Origin of the sequence: Stieleria neptunia, assembly GCF_007754155.1 — a bacterium.
Taxonomy (GTDB): domain Bacteria; phylum Planctomycetota; class Planctomycetia; order Pirellulales; family Pirellulaceae; genus Stieleria; species Stieleria neptunia.
In genome coordinates, this window is sequence record NZ_CP037423.1 from 274,983 (window position 1) to 294,327 (window position 19,345).

Genomic DNA, 19,345 nt, shown 5'->3' on the forward strand with positions numbered 1-19,345 from the left:
GTTATTGTTCCAACAGCGACTTCAGCTTCTGCATCGATTGTTGTCCACGCTCCGCGGCGCCGGCCAACAATTCGTCCAGACCTTCGACCCCCGCCAGCGCCGCCGGGATTTCGGCTTCGACGGTCACGGTCAACTTGGTGCCCGCTGCTTCGGGTTCGGCGCGATAGGTGAATTGACTTTCGATGCCGCCCTCGGTGACAAATGAGTAGCAACGTCCGGGCTCGTGCTGGACCGTCTTGGCGCTGCCCTGGAATTCTTGGCCGAGCAGATCCCACTTCCAATCCCAGCTCTTGGTGACCTCGCCCGGTTCACCTTGGAGATTGGAGGCGCCCTTGAGCGACTGAAGGTATTTCATGCGATTGCGAAGATCGCTAATGAAACCGATCACGGTCTCTGGATCGCGATCAATGGAAACAGAGACCTGAAGCGTTTTTTTGGACATGTCCGGCACTCCACAAAAGTGATATCCAGCCGAGGGTCAGTTGCACCATCGAAGAACGACGGTGAATTCATTCTAACGTGCCCCGAGGACAGGGAGCCCGCCAACGGATCGGCGCTGCGCCGCGATCAGGCAAGTTTGCCGAGCGATGGGGGCAGAACGATGGTGGCAAGACGATGGTGGCAAGACGATGGTGGCAAGACGATGGTGGCAAGACGATGGTGGCAAGACGATGGGGGCAGAACGATGGGGGCAGAACGATGGGGGCAGAACGATGGGGGCAGAATGATGGTGGCAGAATGATGGTGGCAGAATGATGGTGGCAGAATGATGGGGTAGCAGAATGATCGCCGGCTGAAATTGTTTTGCCCCCATTGTTTTGCCACTCGCTCTTCAAGCAGTCGACGGCATGGGAGGGAAATTGACGAGCAAAAAAGAGGCACGCGTCACGATGTTGTCTGTTCTGAAGCGACTCAGTCGTTGGAGCGTTTCTTGTGCCCCGGTTTCCGCTCGCTGCTGACTTGGTCGTGGCGGATGGCTTGCCCCTTCGTCGGGTACGCATCCAGGGCACGTTGCAAGTGGTCGCGGGCGGCTTGCTGTTCGGTGTTCGCGTTGTCGATCAGCAGGGGCGCCATCTCCATCACGTCGGCGATCGTGTCGTACAAGTCGCCGTTGTCGTACAGCTTGTATCTTTTGTCGCGGGCGTAGCGGACTTCGTAATGGCTGTACTTGTTGTCCAGCTTGGCGGCGTAGGGACGCGGAAAGTAGTACCCATAGATCCACTGACGCTGGTGGCCGGGCCGGCCGAGACATTGGGGCCAGAAGCTCCTGCCATCGCCATCTTTGATTGCTTTCGGCGGCAGTCCCGCCGCCTGAACGATCGTCGGGAAGAAATCGGAGAACGCGATCAGGTCTTCGTTGACTTGCCCCGGCGGGATGTGACCGGGCAGATTGGCCACCAGCGGCACGTGCGTGCCATAGTCATGGGTGTAACCCTTGCCGCCCTTGATCGTCTTTCTATCAAGCTGGGAGGAGAGTACCGCGTTGGTGCCGTTGTCGCCGGTAAAGATCACGAGGGTGTTGTCGCGTTGCCCGCTGGCCTGCAGGGCATCGACCAGCCGACCCACGCACTGGTCCATGTAGGCGACCATGTCGACGTAGTTCTGTTTCTGCTGCTTGACCGTCCGCTTTGCATTGTCGACTCGCTTGCCGCCTTCGCTATCCGGGGTGGGCACGAATGGATTGTGCACCAGGATCATCGGGTAGTAGGCGAGAAACGGTTTGTCGCTGTCGTCGGTGATGAAGTCGATTAGGAAATCGGTCATCACGTCGGGGCCGAACGAGTCGGGCGGCAGATCCAACAGTCTGCCGTTTTGGACGAACGAGGGTTTCCAGTAACGTTCTCGCGCGCCGCCGGGAATGTTCCACAGACACCAAGTTTCGAAACCCGCCTCGTTGGGTGTGATGCCTTTTCCGGGTTGCTTGCCTTGCAATTGCCACTTGCCGGCCACCGCCGTGCGGTAGCCATGGGTTTGGAAGTGGTTGGCAAACGTCGGTTCGCCGTTGGGGTAAATGCCAAAGTCCTGGTAGTTGAACACGTTGCTTTTGCCCGACATCAGATTGACCCGAGTCGGCGTGCACAGCGGAGTCGAGTGGGCGTTGGTAAATCGGATGCCTTGTTTTGCGAGCGCATCGATCCGCGGCGTGTCGTACTCCTTGCTGCCGTAGCTGCTGAAGCATTCAAAGCCGATGTCGTCCGCCATGATCAGCAGAACGTTCAGCGGGCGGTCCTGTGCAGCGACAGACTCGTCAGCCTGGGAAGATGTCGCCGTGGTTGCGAACCAGCAAACGGCCACTGACAAGATAATTCGAGAATGCATAGTTTGGTGCCACGGAAAAGCGGTCAGGTACGCATGGCACAGGCATAAGTGTTGGTGTGCAGACTTTAGCCGTCCACTGTCGCTGCGTCGCAGCGACCGGGAATCGCCTGAAGGCTAAGCACCAACGGTTGCTGAATCCCTTTTTACCTACGCCCGTGCCATTAGTCCTTTTGTGCCTCGCTGATGTAGCGGCGTTGGTGGTCGATCAACTCGTTGAGTTCGTCCATCGTTTCGCAGGTGCATTGGAACGTGCACAGCAGCATTTCGTCGGTCGAGTTGTCGCCCCAGCGGACGGTCGCCGGGGGTGAGTTGGGGTTGAGTGGATTGTCGGACGAATTGTCAAACCAGGCGTCGACGATGATCTGTGTCCCTTGTGGTAGGATCACGGGTTTGGCAAACGAATACTGTCCCTGCCAATTGAAGTCCCAGTCTTTGATCCATAACAGCGGCTTGCTGCGGCCGTCGGGTGATTTGGCCCAGACCTTCACTTCGCTGCCGAGCATGTGCATGTGCGGGACCAGATCCAACAGCATCGTCCGGGCCGGTAGCGTGTAGCTGGCTCGTTCGTGATGGTGTGACTCGCCGGCGGGAATCTCGATGTCCTTGTTGCCCACCTGGACTTCGACGACCAGTTGTCGGGCCGAACGGTGCGCGAAATAGAGCCCGATCTTGGAACGGTCACGTTCGGTTTTTCCCGTCGTCACGTAGTGAATTTCGGCGACGATGTCACTGCCCTTGGCCACCAACCGGCCCATCCCGCGGGGCAGCTTGCGGGGCGTCATCCCGGGGAACCAACTGGTCAGTGTGCCTTGGGATTCAAATTGGGGACCGCCAAAGCCGCTGTACCCCGGTGCCGGGTCAGCTTCATCCAAACGTCGTCCGGCACGCCGGGTGTCGAGATAGAAGCTTGCATGATGAACCGCTTGTGGCGTGTCGGGATGGAAGTCGATGGCGGTGATCAGCCGGTCGTCGGTCAGTCGTGACGGGATCACAAAGTATTGTCGGATGTCGGGGCCGCTGGCGGGAACAGTGAACGCTTCTTGCATCTCGAGGATCAAGTCCGGCTCGCCGAGTTTCCATCCCTTGACATGTCGGATCGGGGCCGGCAAATCGGCCGGGTCGCCTTCGGGTTTGCCCGATTCGACCCAGACGTCGATCAGGTCGATTTGATGATCGGAGAGCCGCATCTCGTCGCGCAGTCGCGTGAATCCCGGGGCGGGTTTCCACGGCGGCATGTAACGGTCGCGGGTGACTTCGGCGATTTGGTTGGCATGGCTGCTGACATCGTCGTAGGTCAACAACGGGAACGGCGCCGACTGATTTTCACGGTGACAGGAGGAACAATGCGCCTGGATGATCGGCGCAATGTCTCGCGTGTACGTCACGCTACCCTCGCGGGTCTTGTTGGGCGGTTCCTCCATCTGGCAGCCGATCGGTTTGGTCGACGCAACAGCGATCGGTGTGCCATGGACGACGGATTTGACCGCGTCTTCCAGCCACGACGTCTCGGCGGCTTCTTTTTTACGCCCCAGTTGCACATAGCGGTCATCGATCGCACCGGTGTAAAGGACCCGGCCGCGGTGGTCGAGTACAAAGACCTGTGGCGTGTGCGTGGGCGCGAGCGCCAGACGCAATTCGCCGGAACCGTCAAACAGAACGGGAAAGCGAACCTTGTACGTCGCGCGATGGCTGATTGCATCGGCGCGGGTCACCGACGGATCGGAAATCACGCCATAGAATTCCACGCCGCTGCGCCGATACTTCGACGACAGCTCATTCAACTGTGGCACGTAGCTGTTGCTGATTGGGCATTGCGTCGACATGAACGTGACGACCACGGCTTTCGAGTCGCCGCGTTCGCCGAGTCGACAGAGTCGGCCGTCCAAGTCGATGCCTTTGAGCCGGCCCGTCGAGCGCGCGTCTCCGGCGGCAATGAATCTGCAATGGGGGCTGCCGAGCAGACAGCCGATCGCGAGCGTCGCGACGACTGCCGCTGGAAAACGAGCAAAACCGACGGACCCTTTCGTTGTGTGGACGATGGCTGGCATTCCGTTTGAAAAGTGTCCCGGCGAGACATTTCGACGCGCCGGGTAAGAAGAGGGGTACCCGCACTATACGCTTTTCCCGGTGGCACTCGCAACAATTTTGTACTCCGGGGGGTAGGCACGTCGTGAACGATTGTTTGATGAGGTTTTAGCGGCAGGGCGCGAGCCCTCCGGTCTTTCACGGTGTTCTTGAACCGCAACCGGACGGCTCGCCGGCTGTCGATTTTGTGAGCCGCGACGCGTAAGCGGCCGGGCACTCCGAGGCTGCCCGAGGCCTTACGGCCAGCGGCTCACCAATGGCTCTGCTGATCCCGACTAAATCGACAGCCCGCTCGCGCCGTTCCGCTAACACCTTGAGAGCCAAACTAGATGGCATTGGGCTCTCGCCCTGCCGCTAAGAAATCGTTCACGGCGTGGCCCTACGCCGGGGCGGACTTGCGGTGCACGAGCGAGTAGACGCAGGGCACGAGAACCAGTGTCAGCAGAGTGCTGACAATCATGCCGCCCATCAGGGCTCGGGCCAGTGGAATCATGGCCTCGTTGCCCGGGGCGAGCTGGAACGACAGGGGCAACATCGATGCAACCAGCGTCAGTGAGGTCATCAGGATCGGTCGCAAACGGACGCCGGCCGCCGAAAGCGCCGCGTCGTGGGGGGAGAGTCCATCAGCGCGACGACGATTGGCAAACTCGACCAACAGGATCGAATTGTTGACCACCACGCCGATCATCATCAGCGTTCCCATCAAGGATTGAATGTTGATCGTCGTGCCGGTCAAGAACAGCACCAACAGCACGCCACCGATCCCCAGCGGCACGGCCAGCATGATGATCAGCGGATCGACAAAGGAGCGGAACTGCGCCATCAGCACCAGATAGACCAACAGCGTTGCGACCGCCAGGCCGGCGCCCAGCAGATTCATGCCGGAACGCATTTTTTCGACCGGGCCGCGAAGCGTGACGCCGACGCCGTTTTCGAATTCCATGTCGGCCAGCGTCGCTTCGATGTCGGCGGCGACCGAACCGATATCACGGCCGGAGACGTTGACGTGGACGTCGTTGACGCGGGAGATGTTGTAGTGGGCGATCTCGCCGGGGATGTTGACTCGATTGACCGTCGCCACGTTGGACAACGGAATCGTGATCGGACCGTCGGGCGTATTGAGCGACAGCGGAATGTTGCGGATTTCGTCGAGCGATTCGAAGGTGTTGTTTTCGTATTGAACACCCATGAAGAAGTCGACGCCGGATTTGGGATCGATCCAAATGGTCGGTGAATAGCCGACGCTGGATCCGAGCGCAGTCAACACCGTTTGTGCGACCTCTTCTTGGTCCAGCCCCAAGTACTTGGCGCGTGTTCGATCGACTTGGACGTCAAATTGTGGGTAGTCCAGCGACTGCGCGATTTGAACGTCTTCGGTTCCCGCAATCGGACGGATGGCGCGGACGATTCGCTCGGCCGCGTCGCGGCATTGTCCCAGTGTGCCGGCGGAGACTTGGACGCTGATCGGAGTCGGTACGCCTTCGTTGAGCGCCATGTTGACGATGCCTCCGGAGACGAACAGGAATTCTTCCAACGGATAGTCGGCCGCCAGCTTTTCACGCAGCTGATTGATGTAGGTGTTGGTGCTGGTCGATCGGCCGTCCTGTTTCAGGTTCACGATCACGTAGGCCGTGTCGGGGCCGGAATTGGAACTGAGCACGGTCGAGAACCCGGCGCCTTTACCAACGGGCAACCCGATGTTCGCGATCAGCGTTTCGATTTCGTCTTCGGGAATCACTTCTTTGATCGTCTCTTCGATCCGCGCGACCAGTTTTTCGGTCTCGATCAACTCGGTCCCGGGCAGCGTTTTCAGACGCAATTCGAACGATCCCGAATCGACACTGGGGAACAGTTCGGTTCCGATCCGCGGCCACAACAGGAACGTGGCGCCGACGGCAACGACGATCACCAGTGCGCTCACGGCGGGCACTTTCATCGCTCCGCCGAGCAGTCGTCCATAGAGTCCCCTGGGCATCGCATCACCGCGGTCGGTGTCGCTGGTTTTGGCGCCGACCTTTTCGCGGATGAATGTCGCACAGAAGGCCGGCACGACGGTCAGTGCCAAGATGTAGGATGCACCGATGGTGAGCGTGGCGGCCAATGAAAGCGGTGTGAACAGGTACTTGATCATCCCGGTCAAAAACACGGCGGGCAGAAACACGGCGAGCGTGGTGACGGTTCCCGCCAGGATGGCGCCGGAGACTTCCGCCGTCCCGTCGCGCGCCGCATCGAGTGCGGACTTGCCCATCCGTTGGTGACGGATCACGTTTTCGACGACGACGATTCCCGCGTCGACGACCGTACCGATCGCCAGTGCCAGTCCGCCCAGGGTCATCACGTTGATGGTTTGGCCGCTGAACGCAAACCCGAGTGCACCGATCAGCACGGCAAACACGATGACCGCGACGATGATCACCGTCGGCAGCAAACGGCGGAGGAAAACGAGCACGACGATCGCGACCAACAGCGCGCCCAAGCCGATTTGGGTCTGCAGGTTGGCCATCGCTTTACGGATGTAGCTGGACTGGTCCGACACCAACGTGACTTCGGTCGACTCGGGGATATCGCCCCGTTCCTTCATCTTGGGGATTTCGCTGCCGATGCCTTCGTAGATGCGGTCGACCACGGCGATCGTGTTTTCGCCGGGTTCGCGGAGCAACGGACAGTAGACGCTGCGTTTTCCATTGACGCGAACGATGTTGTATTGCAGTGCCGCATCATCGACGACGCGGCCGACATCACGGATGAAGATGGGCCGGTCGTCGCGGACGGTGATCGGAATCGCTTCGATCTCTTCGATCGTCGGCAAGGTGTTGCGGGGATGGATTTGGTAGTCGGTCCCGCCCAGTCGCGCCGTGCCGGCGGCGAGCACAAGGTTTGATTTTCGCATCGCGTCGACCACATCGGTCGCGCTGACGTGGTACGCCTGCAGTTTTGCCGGGTCGACGTACACCATCATCTGGCGGAACTTGCCACCGAAGGGGTGTGGAATCTGGACGCCCTTGAGTCCGCCCATCTTGTTCCGCACGGCGTAGTAACCGATCTGGTAGAGCTGGGATTCGCTGAGCCCTTCGCCGGAGATCGCCGCAAGCACGACCGGCAGGTTGGCCGGTTCGCTGCGGAGGGTGAACGGCCACTCGATGCCCGGCGGCAAGTGGAACATGTCACTGGCTTCCAGGTTGACGATGTCGTTCATCGCCGAACTGGCGTCGGCACCGGGTTGAAAGAACACTTTGATGACGGCGGCGCCGGGCACGGTGCGCGATTCCTGGTGTTCGATTTTGCCCGCCAGGGTGAGCGCGCGTTCGACGCGTGACGTGACGGACTTTTCCATGTCCATCGTCGGTAGACCGGGATAGGAAAAGAAACTGACAACGACTGGTTTTTTGAAGTCCGGCAAGATGTCGATCGTGATGCCGGGGATGACGGCGGCCCCGAGCACGCACAGGGCGATCGAACCGGCCAGAACGGCAAAGCGGTTGCGTAGCGAAAAATCAATCAATCCCATCAGGGGCTATCCGAATCTCGGGGGCATTGTCTGGTTGGTCAGGCTGGGTCTGGCATCCGTTGGTCGTCGACCCTCGTACTCTCGTTCCGAGGCTCCGCCTTGGAACGCGGTTTCGCTGTGGCTCCGCCACCGTCTGTGCGGTGTCTGGAGGCGGAGCCTCCGAGTCAATGTGTCCCCAGGCGGGAGCCTGGGAACAAGATCAGTGTGGCTCCCGCCACACGCCGTTGGCAGCCAGGAGGCGGGAGCCTCCATGACAGGGTGTTCCCAGGCGGAGCCTGGGAACAAGTTTGAGCGCGTCAATTGGCCAGGACCGTGACCTTTTGGCCGTCGGTGAAACGCTTCAGGTGCGCGTCGATGACGCGTTGGCCGGGCAACAACCCCGAGCGGACTTGGATCGCTTTGCCGTTGTCCAGGCCGGTTTCGATTGCCGCGACGGTGACGGTTTCGTCTTGGCCGACGACATAGACGTACGCCTTGCCGTCTTCGCTGAACCGGATCGCGCGTGATGGCAGCATGTTGGCTGCGACTTTGGTGGACAGGTTGATGGATGCTTGGCCGAACATTCCGGGCAGCAACTTTCCGTCGGTGTTCTCCAATTCGACTTCGACGATCATGGTGCGTGTGCTCGGATCCAGGCTTCCCGATCGCCGGGTGACGGGGGCCTTGATCGGGGGCTCGCCGGAGAAGGACGGGAACGTCAACGTGACTTCATCGCCCGGATTGACGCGGGCGGCGTCGGTTTCGGGGACGGGAATGCGGACACGTAGCTTGTCGACTTGGCTGATCACGAACAGCGGTCGAGTGGACGCTTGGTCGCTGGCCTTGCCGACCAGGTCGCCCGGTTCGACGTTGCGCTCCGAGACGATGCCTGCGATCGGTGCCCGTACGGTTGCGTAGTCGATCATCACGTCTAGTTCTTCCAGCTCGCGCTCGGCGATCATGGTTTCGGCGCGGGCGGCTTCCAGGTTGGCTTGGGCGGCAACCTTTTGTGCTTCGGTCACGGCGACGTCGGCCTTGGCCGAATCGATCGCCGAGGCCACGGCCTGTTTGGTGGCCCGCTCGCTGTCGCGTTTCTTTCGCACTTCGTCCAGCATCCGGTCCTGCAGGGATCCGCGCTCGACCAGATCGCTGGTGCGTTGGAATTCCGACTCGGCGGCGGCGAGGGAAGCGTCCGCGCGATTCATCTCGCTCTCCGCCTCGACCAGGCCGGCCTGTGACGAACGGACTTGGGCGTCGGCGAGGTTGACGCCGGCGGCGGCGCGTTTTTCTTCCGCTTTGAGTCGTGCGATGCGGGCCTGGATGACTTCGCGCTGTTTGGACATTTCCGGAACGTCGATTTGAAGCAGCGTCTGGCCGGCCTGGACGACGTCGCCGATGTCGACGTTGAGTTGGCTGACAAATCCCGAAGCCTTGGGGCGAATTTCCGAGCGGTAGAACGCATGCACCGTCGCGGGCTGCAACGTCGTCGGCTGGACCTCCGATTCGGTGACGGCGACCGTTCGCACCGCCACGACGCGGTCGGCGTCCGATTTTTTAGCGACGGGCGGTGCCGGTAGACATCCGGCCAGCAGCAGGGGGGCTGCCGCCAAGGAGAGCCGAATGGGGTTGCCGCGGCGGAGGATCATCGATGAATTGTCCATGGTTCAAAGGGTGGGAAATGCCGGGATGACCGGTGCAACCGTCACAGTTGTTGCCAGCGAATCAGTTTCGCCGATGCGTCCGTGCATCATAGTTATCACAACAAGAAATTTCGCTCGGTGATCACGCGGTTTTCGATAAACCAGTTGTTCCAGTCGTTATTGTCGGAGCCGTCGTTTGCCGAAGCACCATCGACAGGACCGCTGCGTTCGACGCGACGGTGACAACGGGATCGATGGACAATACCGATAGGCGGCAGGATGCCAAAGCGACTTCTGACTCTAGGATTGATCGGCTGCGTGGGTTGTGCAACCGGTCCCGCGATGGTCGGGCACATCCCCGAGGCGCCGAGGGTCCCCCCCGCGGTCGAACTGCCGACGGAGCCGACGACGACCAACATCGATGTTGCCGGGCCGCCCGAAGACACGTTGTCACTGGTCGACTACATCGCCAACGAACCGTTCGTGGCCGAGCCGGAGGACGCGACCGAATCGGCAGGGATTTCGGCGCCCGTCCGTCAGGTCGCGGCCGTACAGGGAGCAGCAGATTCGGATGACGTTGAGTGGGGCGAACCCGCTGTCGATTTGAACTTGCCCTCGGCGCTGGCGATGGTCGGAGGCCAACATCCGGCGGTCGGACTGGCGCGGTGGCGGGTCCAAGAAGCCTACGCCCGACTGGCCCAAGCCGAAGCGATGTGGCTGCCGTCGATTCAAGCCGGTTTTGGTTTTCATCGTCACGACGGCAATTACCAAGCGAGCGATGGTTCTATCGTCGACGTCAACCGCAACTCCTTTCAATACGGCCTGGGAACGGGGGCGACCGGGGCGGGCACGACGCCCGGCCCGGGGCTGGTGGCGCAATTCCACCTGGCCGACGCGATCTTTCAGCCGCGGGTGGCCGAGGCGACCGCGTGGGCCAGCGGACACGCCGCCAACGCGACCCAGAACGCGCAGATGTTGTCCGCCGCGCTGGCCTACATCGATTTGGTCAGCGCCCACCAGGACGTCAGCATCTTGCAAGCCTCCAAGACGCGGACGGCGGAACTGGCCAAGCTGACCGGTGATTTCGCCGAAGCCGGCCAGGGGCTCAAGGCCGACGCCGATCGCATGCAAACCGAGTTGGCGTTGATGGAGAATCGTTTGATCGCCGCACAGGAACAAACCGCCGTCGCCTCCGCCCGGTTGGCTCAAGCGATCAGTCTGAGCGGCCAGCCGCGAATCAACCCGATGGACGTCACGGTGGTCCCGCTGGAGCTGGTGTCACTGGAAGTGGACAAAGCCTCGCTGATCGGGACGGGGCTCGCGATGCGACCCGAGTTGAAGGAGTCGCAGGCGCTCGTCGCGGCCGCCTGCCAGGCGTACAACCGCGAAAAGTACGCGCCGTTTGTGCCCAGCGTGCTGTTGGGATTCAGCACCGGCGGTTTCGGCGGTGGACTGGGCAATGAACTGGACGATGTCAGCGGGCGCTACGACATCGACGCCGTGATGTCATGGCAGGTCCGCAACCTGGGTCTGGGCGAAAAAGCGGCGCGGCGTCAGCAGTCGGCGCGCGTCCAGCAAGCCAAGTACGAGCGGATCCGCGTGATGGACCAGGTCGCCCGAGAGATCAGCGAAGGCTACGCCCGGGTGCAGTCGCGTCATCGCCAAATCGCCGCGACCGAGCGGGCGATTGAGTTCGCTCTCGATTCCTACGATCGCAATCTGAAACGGATTCGCGACGGCGAAGGATTGCCGCTGGAAGTGCTGCAGTCGCTGCAGGCGTTGGAAACCGCCAGCCGCGCCTACCTGCGTGCGGTCGTCGACCACAACCGGGCTCAGTTCGAATTGCAATGGGCGCAGGGCTGGCCGGTGCAGGGGCAGTAGACAAGAAAATGGGTGACACGAAAATATCGGGTCAGGCTGGAAGCCTATTCCACGGTGTCACGCCCCGGGGGACCAACCGGGTCGGGGGCCGGGGTGGATCAGCGGCGGTTGGTCACCGGCAAGTTTCTTGATCCGCTCGGCCATCTCGGCGACCGATTCGGGATCCGACAAGGGATCGATGGTGACTCGGAAGCAGACGGTTTGTTCGGGTTGAATTTCGACGACCCGATCATGTGAGGCTTCGAAGGACCGTTGGTTGGGGAAGTTGGTTGCCGGTTCCAGTCCGGTGACGTAGCCGTCGGCGGGATCGGCGGTGTTTTTCCAGAGGACAAACCGCGGCAAGGTCTTGGTGCCGTAGGTGACCGCCAGGGCTTGGGAGGCATCGGCGTTTTGCAGCATCACCGAGGTCAAATTGGTTTCGTCGCAGCGGAGTTTGGCGAAGTAGACTCGTTCGGCGTAACCGACTTGGGGCTCACCGTACTCGTTGAAGGTTTCGATTTCGCCGGCCGACAGTTTGTCTTTGGGGGCCAGTTCATCGATCGGCAGGATCAATTGGGAGCCGTTTTCCAGGACGGGTTGGCCGACGTTGATGTGATACAACAGTTGCACGGTTGCCGGCGTCGAACGTTCGTTGGTGACGTCGTCAAAGATTTGGACCGATGCACTTCCGGCGTGGACGCGGATGCGGCTGTTGAGGCGAAGATTGGTGAAAAACAGCCGGCTCTCGCGAAGGTCGCCGATCAATTCCAAGCGTCCGGAGACCTCGTCGTATTCGATCTGCAACCCGTCGGCGGGCAGATTGGCGATGCGTCCGTGCAGCGGGTAGGCCAGTTTCCCGCTCTCGTCATGCTCGGGGGCTCCGTTGCTTTCCAAACCGCAGCGGACGACCAGCTCGTCGAACCCTTCCAGCCAGCCGAGTCCGCTGGGGTCGTGGATCGGGACCAGCGACGGGTGGACGGGGCCATCGACGGGGGAGTGCCAGCCGAAGCGGCCCGCGTCGGATTCGATGCTCCAGATCGCCATCCCGCGAGTGGGGAGCACGTTCACGACGACGGCGCCGGTGTCGATCCGAACGATTTCGACTCCGTCGGCACGTCCGCCGACGAACCGCCCGTGCCGGGTTTGGATTTTTCCTTTGGGCGTTTCAATGGCGACCGAAAGCGGCGATTGATCGTCCCAAACCACACTCTTGAGCCGATCATCGATCGATCGAGCCGTCTTCGTTTTTACCATCAGAATTCCTTATATCTGTCGTCCGCGGACGAATTGCCGCAGCCTGATCGCCCTCCGGCTGCACCCGCTCGGCGATTCGTTTGAGCCGATAGAATGACACGAACCGCATGGCGGTTTCTGCTCGGATTCGGGCCTGTCTGCATTCTTGTCGCACAGTGCTCCAGTCAATACAACATGCGGGCAGACTTTCCGCCACAATAGCTCCAAAAATCTCCACCCCGTCCAACCATAAATGCATCCGTGACGAATGTGAAGCTCGACGACGGACTGATCCGAGCCGACTCGGTTACTTTCGTGCTGCTCTGAACCGTTCACGCATCGACGCGTGATCGCCCCCTCGATCCATTGGGATCGAATAAAATCGACACTCCCGCGACCGCGGCGAACCCCTGAATCGACCCTCATCCCCTGAATTCGAAAGACACGATGAAACTGCACAACGCGATGTGGCCCGGACTGGTTGGCAAAGGCGATGGCCCCGACCAAGAACCGCCGATCAGCTTGGAACACATGCTTGACCTGACGGCCGCGGCCGAAGTGAACGGGCGAAAGTTTGACGGCATCGATTACTTTTTGTTCCTGCCGCACACCGATCCGGAAGCCAGCGACGATGACTTGCGGAAGATCGCCGATCTGATCCAGTCCAAGGGGTTCAGCGTCGGATCACTGGTCGCACCGGTCTGGCCGGGCACGATCGGTGATTCCGCCATGGGCGACAAGGAGCAGACCGACAAGTTCCTCTCGGCCGTCAAAATGGCCTGCCGTGTCGCCGGGATTTTTAACGAGCACGGCGTGCGACAGTACGGCGTGATCCGGATCGACAGCGCGGAATTCGGCGTCGAAAAGTGGCGAGAAGATCCGCAAGCCAACACCAGCAAGATCGCCAACACGTTCCGCGAGGCCGCTAAAATCGCCGCCGATCACGGCGAACGCTTGGCCGCCGAGGGCGAAATCTGTTGGGCCGGCATGCACAGCTGGAAAGACATGCTGGACCTGCTGGAAGCCGTCGGGATGCCCGAATCGCTCGGTTTTCAAGCCGACTTGGCCCACACCTATTTGTACCTGATGGGCTACAACGCCCCCGAGCACGCGCTACTGCACGATGGCTACAGCGACGAAGAGTTCTACGCCGCGTACGAGAAGATGACCGACAAGCTGCGGCCCTGGACGATCGATTTCCACGTCGCCCAAAACGACGGCGAAGTCCACGGTGCCGGCGACCACGACAAGACCGGCAAGCACTGCCGAGCCGATGACCCCAACGGCAAATTGGACATCGTCAAGTGCGCCGGATACTGGCTCAAAGACGCCGAGCAGCGTGGCATCAAACACATCTGCTGGGACGGCTGCATGTTCCCCAATGAAACGCTGGAACAGTCCGGGACGTGGAACACCATCCTGGACACGATGATCAAAGTCGACGAGTCGCTGAAGTAACGCAGTGACTCGGTTCGAAACGAAAGTGGGATAGGCTTCCAGCCTGTCGATTGCAGCATCGGCGAGCCTTGAAGTTGATCCACTTTCGTCTGACAGTCTGGAAGCCTATCCCACTTTGCTATCCCATTCCCTAATATCACACAAACAACTATGAAACCTCTTAACATCGGCATGGTCGGCTACGGATTCATGGGCCGCACCCACAGCAACGGGTACTGCCAAGCCAACCACTTCTTTGATCTCGAGTACAAGCCTGTCTTGAAAGCGGTCTGCGCCCGAAACAAGGACAAGGCGCAAGCCTTTGCCGACCAATGGGGTTATGAGTCGATCGAGACGGACTGGCGTGAGATGCTCAAACGTGACGATATCGATGCGATCGATGTCTGCACGCCGAATAATTTGCACAAAGAAATCTCGATCGCCGCGGCCGAAGCCGGCAAGATGGTGTTGTGTGAAAAACCGATCGCGATGAACGTCGCCGAAGGCGAAGAGATGTGCGATGCGGTTGAAAAGGCCGGTGTCGCCAACATGGTCTGGTACAACTATCGACGCGTCCCCGCGGTGTCGCTTGCCAAGCAATTGATCGATGAAGGTCGCTTGGGACGGATCTTTCACTACCGTGCGAACTTCCTGCAAGACTGGACGATCAACGCCGACGTTCCCCAAGGCGGTGCGGCCACGTGGCGACTGGATGCCGAGGCCGCCGGCAGCGGCGTGACCGGCGACTTGCTGGCCCACTGCATCGACACCGCCCTCTGGCTCAACGGCGGCATCACCGACGTTTCGGCCGTCGCCGAAACGTTCATCAAAGAACGAACGCACGCCGAGACGGGCGCCAAGCAAGCCGTCAAGATCGACGACGCGTGCACGTTCCACTGCCACTTCAACAACGGATCGTTGGGGCTGTTCGAATCGACCCGTTACGCACGCGGCCACAAGGCGCTGTACACCTTGGAAATCAACGGCGAACACGCGTCGATCCGCTGGGACCTGCACGATCTGCATCGCTTGGAGTATTTTGATCACAGCGACGACTCGATCGTCCGCGGTTGGAGAAGCGTTCACGTCAGCGACGGCGATCAACCCTACATGGGCAACTGGTGGGTGCCGGGATTGAACATCGGCTACGAACACACCTTCATTCACCAAGTCGCCGACTTCCTCAAGTCGCTCGAAACCGGTGAGCCGATCGAGCCGAGCTTCCGCACGGCACTGGAGACCCAAAAGGTTTGCGATGCGGTCCTGGCCAGCGCCCACGAGCGGGCCTGGAAAACGATTTAGTCGTTGCGTAGGGCTTGCTGTGCATGCCGATCGTCACGCACCGCGTGACCTACTTACGGTGTCCACCGCGAACCCAACCGACCGTCGCCAGCGCGAGTGTGCCGAGGGCGACGCCGAGGTATCCGAGGGTCCAGCCGACCGATCGCGATTCCGCCCAGGCGTACCAGGCACCCAGTGTGGCCATGGCGATGATGGAAACCGCCACGATCAACAGCACCGGCGACCTGGATCCCGTCAACGCCGACCGCAGCAGGTAGCTGATCGAGATGACGACGACGACAAGCAAGACTGCGAGGGTGGAACCCATGGTGGAACTCGTTCGGGAGGATTTGCCCCACCCCGGTAGGCAACGCTGTGAAGCATTTTTCTCATGTGTTTGTTGAGGTTTTAGCGGCAGGACGCCAGCCCTCCGGTTCTTCATCTCTGCCACAACACCGGAGGGCTCGCGCCCTGCCGCTAAAAAATGCTTCACAGTTTGGTAGGGCATGCTGTGCATGCCCTGCGTCACGCCCAGCGTGACCTACGTCAGTCCCGCCAGTTCGCTGGCCCGTCGGACGCGGGTGATGCCGATCATGTAGGCCGCCGTGCGGAGTGAAAGGTCTCGCTCGTGTGCGTTTTGCCAAACGTGTTCAAAAGCTTCTGAGAGCGTGCGATCCAGTTCTTGGCGGACGCGGTCCAGGGTCCAGCGATAGTGCTGTCGGTTCTGGACCCATTCAAAATAGCTGACGGTCACGCCGCCGGCGTTGGCCAGGATGTCGGGCAAGATGGTGACGCCGTGGTCATGCAGAATCCTGTCAGCGTCGGGATCGACGGGGCCGTTGGCGGCTTCAATGATCGCCTTGGCAGAGATCTGTTTGGCATTCTTTTCGGTGATCACGCCGCCGAGCGCCGCGGGAATCAGGATGTCGACGTTTGGCAGGGTCAGCAGCGCATCGGTCGGCAAGACCTCGCATTCGGTGAATCCTTCCAGCAGCCCGTAGGGATGTTGCAGTTTGTGATGGAGTGCGGCGGCGATATCCAAACCTTCTTTGCGGTAGTACGTTCCGGTGATGTCGCTGATCGCGATGACGGGGAATTGTGCTTCGGACAAGAACTTTGCCGCATGGGATCCGACGTTTCCGAACCCTTGGATGGCGATGCTGGTCGCTTCGGGTTTCATGCCCAGCCGCTTGGTCAGCTTGACCGTCAACGTGCCGACGCCGCGGCCGGTCGCTTCTTCGCGGCCCTTGGCGCCGTATTCTTCGACCGGTTTACCGGTGATCACGGCGGGGTTGAACCCGTGATACTTTTCCCATTGGTTGCGAAACCAGGCCATCACGCGATGATCGGTGCCCATGTCGGGTGCGGGGATATCGGTGTCGGGGCCGACGATGTCATGGATTTGATCGACAAACACCCGCGTCAGCCGTTCCATCTCACGCTGCGACAACGATCGGGGGTCCACGCCGATCCCGCCCTTGGCGCCGCCGTAGGGAAGATTGACGACGGCGGTTTTCCACGTCATCAGGCTCGCCAGCGACCGCGTCTCGTCCAAATTGACTTCGGGGTGATACCGCAAGCCGCCTTTCATCGGACCCCGGCTGTTGTCGTGCTGGACGCGGAACCCGACAAACGTCGCCAGGGAGCCGTCATCGCGTTCAATGGAAACTTGGACCCGGACTTCCCGTGACGCCATCAGCATCGCTTCGCGCGCTTGGGCGTTCAGATCAAGATGCTCGGCTGCGGTGTGAAAAAATCGGCGGGTGGCCTCGAAAGCTCTCATCGTGATCGCCCGGATGGTGTGATGAAGGGGATGCGCATCAAGTGTAGCTTGGGTTGGAGCGTGTTGCCGAGTCAGGCCGCGGCACGGCGGGCCTGCTTGCGACGTTTTTCGTCTTGGCGGATCGCGATCACACGCCGCTTGATGTCGACTTCGGCGGGAAGCCACTGGGAAAGGCTTCCGGTCTTAAAATACTCTTCGGCCAGCGCCCGGACCGACCGCGACTGCACGTGCCGCCTGACCCGTTTTTTCCAAACCGCGATCGGGGCTCGGAGCGTCGCGCCGATCAGTGCCCACCCGCAGCGGCATTCCGGGATCGGGTATCCGGTGTACGATTCGGCCTCCTCGGCCGCCCGATCCAGGACCAGGCTGACCGCGGTGATCGCCAAACAGAAGAGTTCCGCCAGAGACGTGACGGTGTGTTCGTCGAGCCCCTGGCAGGGGTCTCGCACGCCGTCGTGAAAACGATAGTGCCGGATCAGCCGATCGGAATGCCCGTTGGCATGATGCGCCAGATGCATCATCAGCGAACCCAGCCAACCGGGGCCGTCGGCGAGTTGAATCACGGCGTTGATCTGGTCGTCATGCCATTTTTGTCGGATGCGATCATAGGACTGATCAACACTCCATTCCAACGGCCGGTGGATCAACGCCTCCCGTTCGTTGCTGGTCGTGTGCAGGGGCTGGGCCATGTCGGTGATGTAGTGTGACAGCACCCCGGCCGCATGAGCCGCATCGCGGAAGCGTTCCGCCCGGAGGTATTTTTGCAAGCGGTTGTACCACTGATGGGCAACCCGTGGGGCGCCGCCCCAATCGCCGTCGCGAACATGCAGAATGTGATTCTGGTAGTCGCGAAAGCGGATGTCGGGATCGATCGCGCCACGCAGGAACGATCGGTGGTAGTACAGCAGCCAAGCGGTGAACCGTTTGCCGGCCTCGGAGCGGATCATCGGTAGCGCATCGATCGCGAATCGATGATGCGTGCCCAGGCAGTGCGTGCGGCGAATGATCGCGTGCAATCGATTGGTCATGGCGTTGGCACCGCGAGCGGAAAAGGGGTCAGGTACCAAAAACCAAATGGCCCGCAGGGTGCTTCGCATTTTTGGTACCTGACCCTTTTTCGCGGCACCCTAAGTTTAAAAGTTGACGAAGGGCTAAGACGCGTAGGGCAGGCTGCCGTCACGACGTGCCGGTCGCATCCGCGGACGCGTGGGAACATGTCGGTCGGTCTCTTGCGTGTCGGCCGCGTCGATGCGGTTGAGGTGAATGTCCATCTGTGGATAGGGAATCCCGATGCCGACCGCGTCGAGTTGCCGTTTGATTTCCGCCGTCAAGGATTCGGTCAGTTTCCAATAGTCGGCCGACTTGACCCACATGCGGACTTTCCACTCCACGGCGCTGTCGCCGAGGTTGCCGAGGATGACAGCGGTGCCGCGGCCTTCGCCATGAATCGTCTCGTGCTGATACACGTCGGCGGCGGCTTGCAAGGCGTGTCGGGTTGCATCGATGTTCGCGTCATAGTCGACTCCGACGACCACCTCGACGCGGCGATGGGCGTGGAAGCTGATGTTTTCGATCGTGGCGCCGCTGATCGAGCTGTTGGGGATGATCAGTCGTCGATTGTCGGGGGTGTCCAGCGTGGTGGTGAACAGGTCGATTTCGTTGACCTTGCCCGACACGCCGGCGATGTTGACGACGTCGCCGACTTTGAAGGGACGAAAGACAATCATCAAGACGCCGGCGGCAAAGTTGCTGAGCGTGCCTTGAAACGCTAAGCCGATCGCGAAGCCGGCGGCCGCCAAAATGGCTGCCATCCCGCCCAGCGGTGCACCTAGTTTGCTGGCCACCGCGGCGATCAGACTGAGCATCACGCTGTAGAAAATAGCGGTGCCCACGAACCGGCCGAACGTCTCGTCGATCCGCTCGCGGATCGGCCGACTGATGATTCGCGACAAGTACTTGGCGACGAAGTAGCCGCAGAAAATGACGGCCAATCCGAAGCAAGCTGGAACCAGATTGGGAATCACGGTCAATCGGAGGTACTCGCTCAGGCCCTGGAATTCACCGTTGAGCATTTGGCTGAGCACACCGTCCAGCGACGATTCGTTCGTCGTGTCGCCCGATGGTGTTTCTGTCGTCGGAATGATTGCTTCTGCCAGCAACATCGCGATTCATCCTTGAATGGCGAGAGAAAGTCCTGTTCGAGCCGGCTATACGAAATTT

The 19,345-nt window shown here is 60.6% G+C and carries 13 protein-coding genes; 3 read left to right on the forward strand and 10 right to left on the reverse strand.

All coding sequences use genetic code 11. The features are described from left to right. Position 1: 1 nt before the first annotated feature. The 5 genes from Enr13x_RS01065 to Enr13x_RS01085 form a co-directional block, all read right to left on the reverse strand. The gene (locus Enr13x_RS01065; RefSeq protein ID WP_145384308.1) at positions 2–442 is read right to left on the reverse strand and encodes an SRPBCC family protein; all 441 of its coding nucleotides are present in this window, start codon (positions 440–442) and stop codon (positions 2–4) included. Between the two features lie 470 nt (positions 443–912). Continuing rightward, positions 913–2,319 carry a sulfatase-like hydrolase/transferase gene (locus tag Enr13x_RS01070; RefSeq protein ID WP_145384309.1) on the reverse strand — a complete coding sequence of 469 codons (1,407 nt, stop codon included), beginning with the start codon at positions 2,317–2,319 and terminating at the stop codon, positions 913–915. 161 nt (positions 2,320–2,480) lie between these two features. Further along, positions 2,481–4,367, reverse strand: coding sequence for a redoxin family protein (locus Enr13x_RS01075; RefSeq protein ID WP_145384310.1), 1,887 nt, complete (start codon positions 4,365–4,367; stop codon positions 2,481–2,483). Positions 4,368–4,783: 416 nt separating this feature from the next. Beyond that, on the reverse strand, positions 4,784–7,912 hold the full coding sequence (locus Enr13x_RS01080; protein WP_145384311.1) for an efflux RND transporter permease subunit: 3,129 nt from the start codon (positions 7,910–7,912) through the stop codon (positions 4,784–4,786). Positions 7,913–8,208: 296 nt separating this feature from the next. Continuing rightward, complete coding sequence (locus tag Enr13x_RS01085; protein ID WP_231744030.1) at positions 8,209–9,552, reverse strand: efflux RND transporter periplasmic adaptor subunit; 1,344 nt, start codon at positions 9,550–9,552, stop codon at positions 8,209–8,211. A gap of 258 nt (positions 9,553–9,810) precedes the next feature. On the opposite strand from Enr13x_RS01085, the gene Enr13x_RS01090 reads away from it, so the two are divergent. Beyond that, entirely contained in the window at positions 9,811–11,412 is a 1,602-nt protein-coding gene (locus Enr13x_RS01090) for a TolC family protein (protein ID WP_145384312.1), read from the forward strand. Between the two features lie 57 nt (positions 11,413–11,469). Here Enr13x_RS01090 and Enr13x_RS01095 read toward each other — a convergent pair whose 3' ends face one another. Further along, positions 11,470–12,645, reverse strand: coding sequence for an aldose 1-epimerase family protein (locus Enr13x_RS01095; RefSeq protein ID WP_145384313.1), 1,176 nt, complete (start codon positions 12,643–12,645; stop codon positions 11,470–11,472). A gap of 426 nt (positions 12,646–13,071) precedes the next feature. On the opposite strand from Enr13x_RS01095, the gene Enr13x_RS01100 reads away from it, so the two are divergent. Together Enr13x_RS01100 and Enr13x_RS01105 are read left to right on the forward strand one after the other, a co-directional pair. Next, positions 13,072–14,082, forward strand: coding sequence for a sugar phosphate isomerase/epimerase family protein (locus tag Enr13x_RS01100; RefSeq protein ID WP_197455689.1), 1,011 nt, complete (start codon positions 13,072–13,074; stop codon positions 14,080–14,082). Positions 14,083–14,232: 150 nt separating this feature from the next. Continuing rightward, the gene (locus Enr13x_RS01105; protein WP_145207022.1) at positions 14,233–15,363 is read left to right on the forward strand and encodes a Gfo/Idh/MocA family protein; all 1,131 of its coding nucleotides are present in this window, start codon (positions 14,233–14,235) and stop codon (positions 15,361–15,363) included. Positions 15,364–15,412: 49 nt separating this feature from the next. On the opposite strand, the gene Enr13x_RS01110 is transcribed toward Enr13x_RS01105, so the two are convergent. The 4 genes from Enr13x_RS01110 to Enr13x_RS01125 form a co-directional block, all read right to left on the reverse strand. Next, on the reverse strand, positions 15,413–15,670 hold the full coding sequence (locus tag Enr13x_RS01110) for a hypothetical protein (RefSeq protein ID WP_145384314.1): 258 nt from the start codon (positions 15,668–15,670) through the stop codon (positions 15,413–15,415). Positions 15,671–15,883: 213 nt separating this feature from the next. Beyond that, positions 15,884–17,125: a Glu/Leu/Phe/Val family dehydrogenase gene (locus Enr13x_RS01115; protein ID WP_145384315.1), complete on the reverse strand. Its 1,242-nt coding sequence runs from the start codon at positions 17,123–17,125 to the stop codon at positions 15,884–15,886. A 71-nt stretch (positions 17,126–17,196) separates the two neighbouring features. Beyond that, positions 17,197–18,153 carry a zinc dependent phospholipase C family protein gene (locus Enr13x_RS01120; protein ID WP_197455690.1) on the reverse strand — a complete coding sequence of 319 codons (957 nt, stop codon included), beginning with the start codon at positions 18,151–18,153 and terminating at the stop codon, positions 17,197–17,199. Between the two features lie 123 nt (positions 18,154–18,276). Continuing rightward, positions 18,277–19,287 (reverse strand): mechanosensitive ion channel family protein, encoded by a 1,011-nt coding sequence (locus tag Enr13x_RS01125; RefSeq protein WP_145384317.1) that lies wholly within the window; start codon positions 19,285–19,287, stop codon positions 18,277–18,279. Positions 19,288–19,345 lie beyond the last annotated feature (58 nt).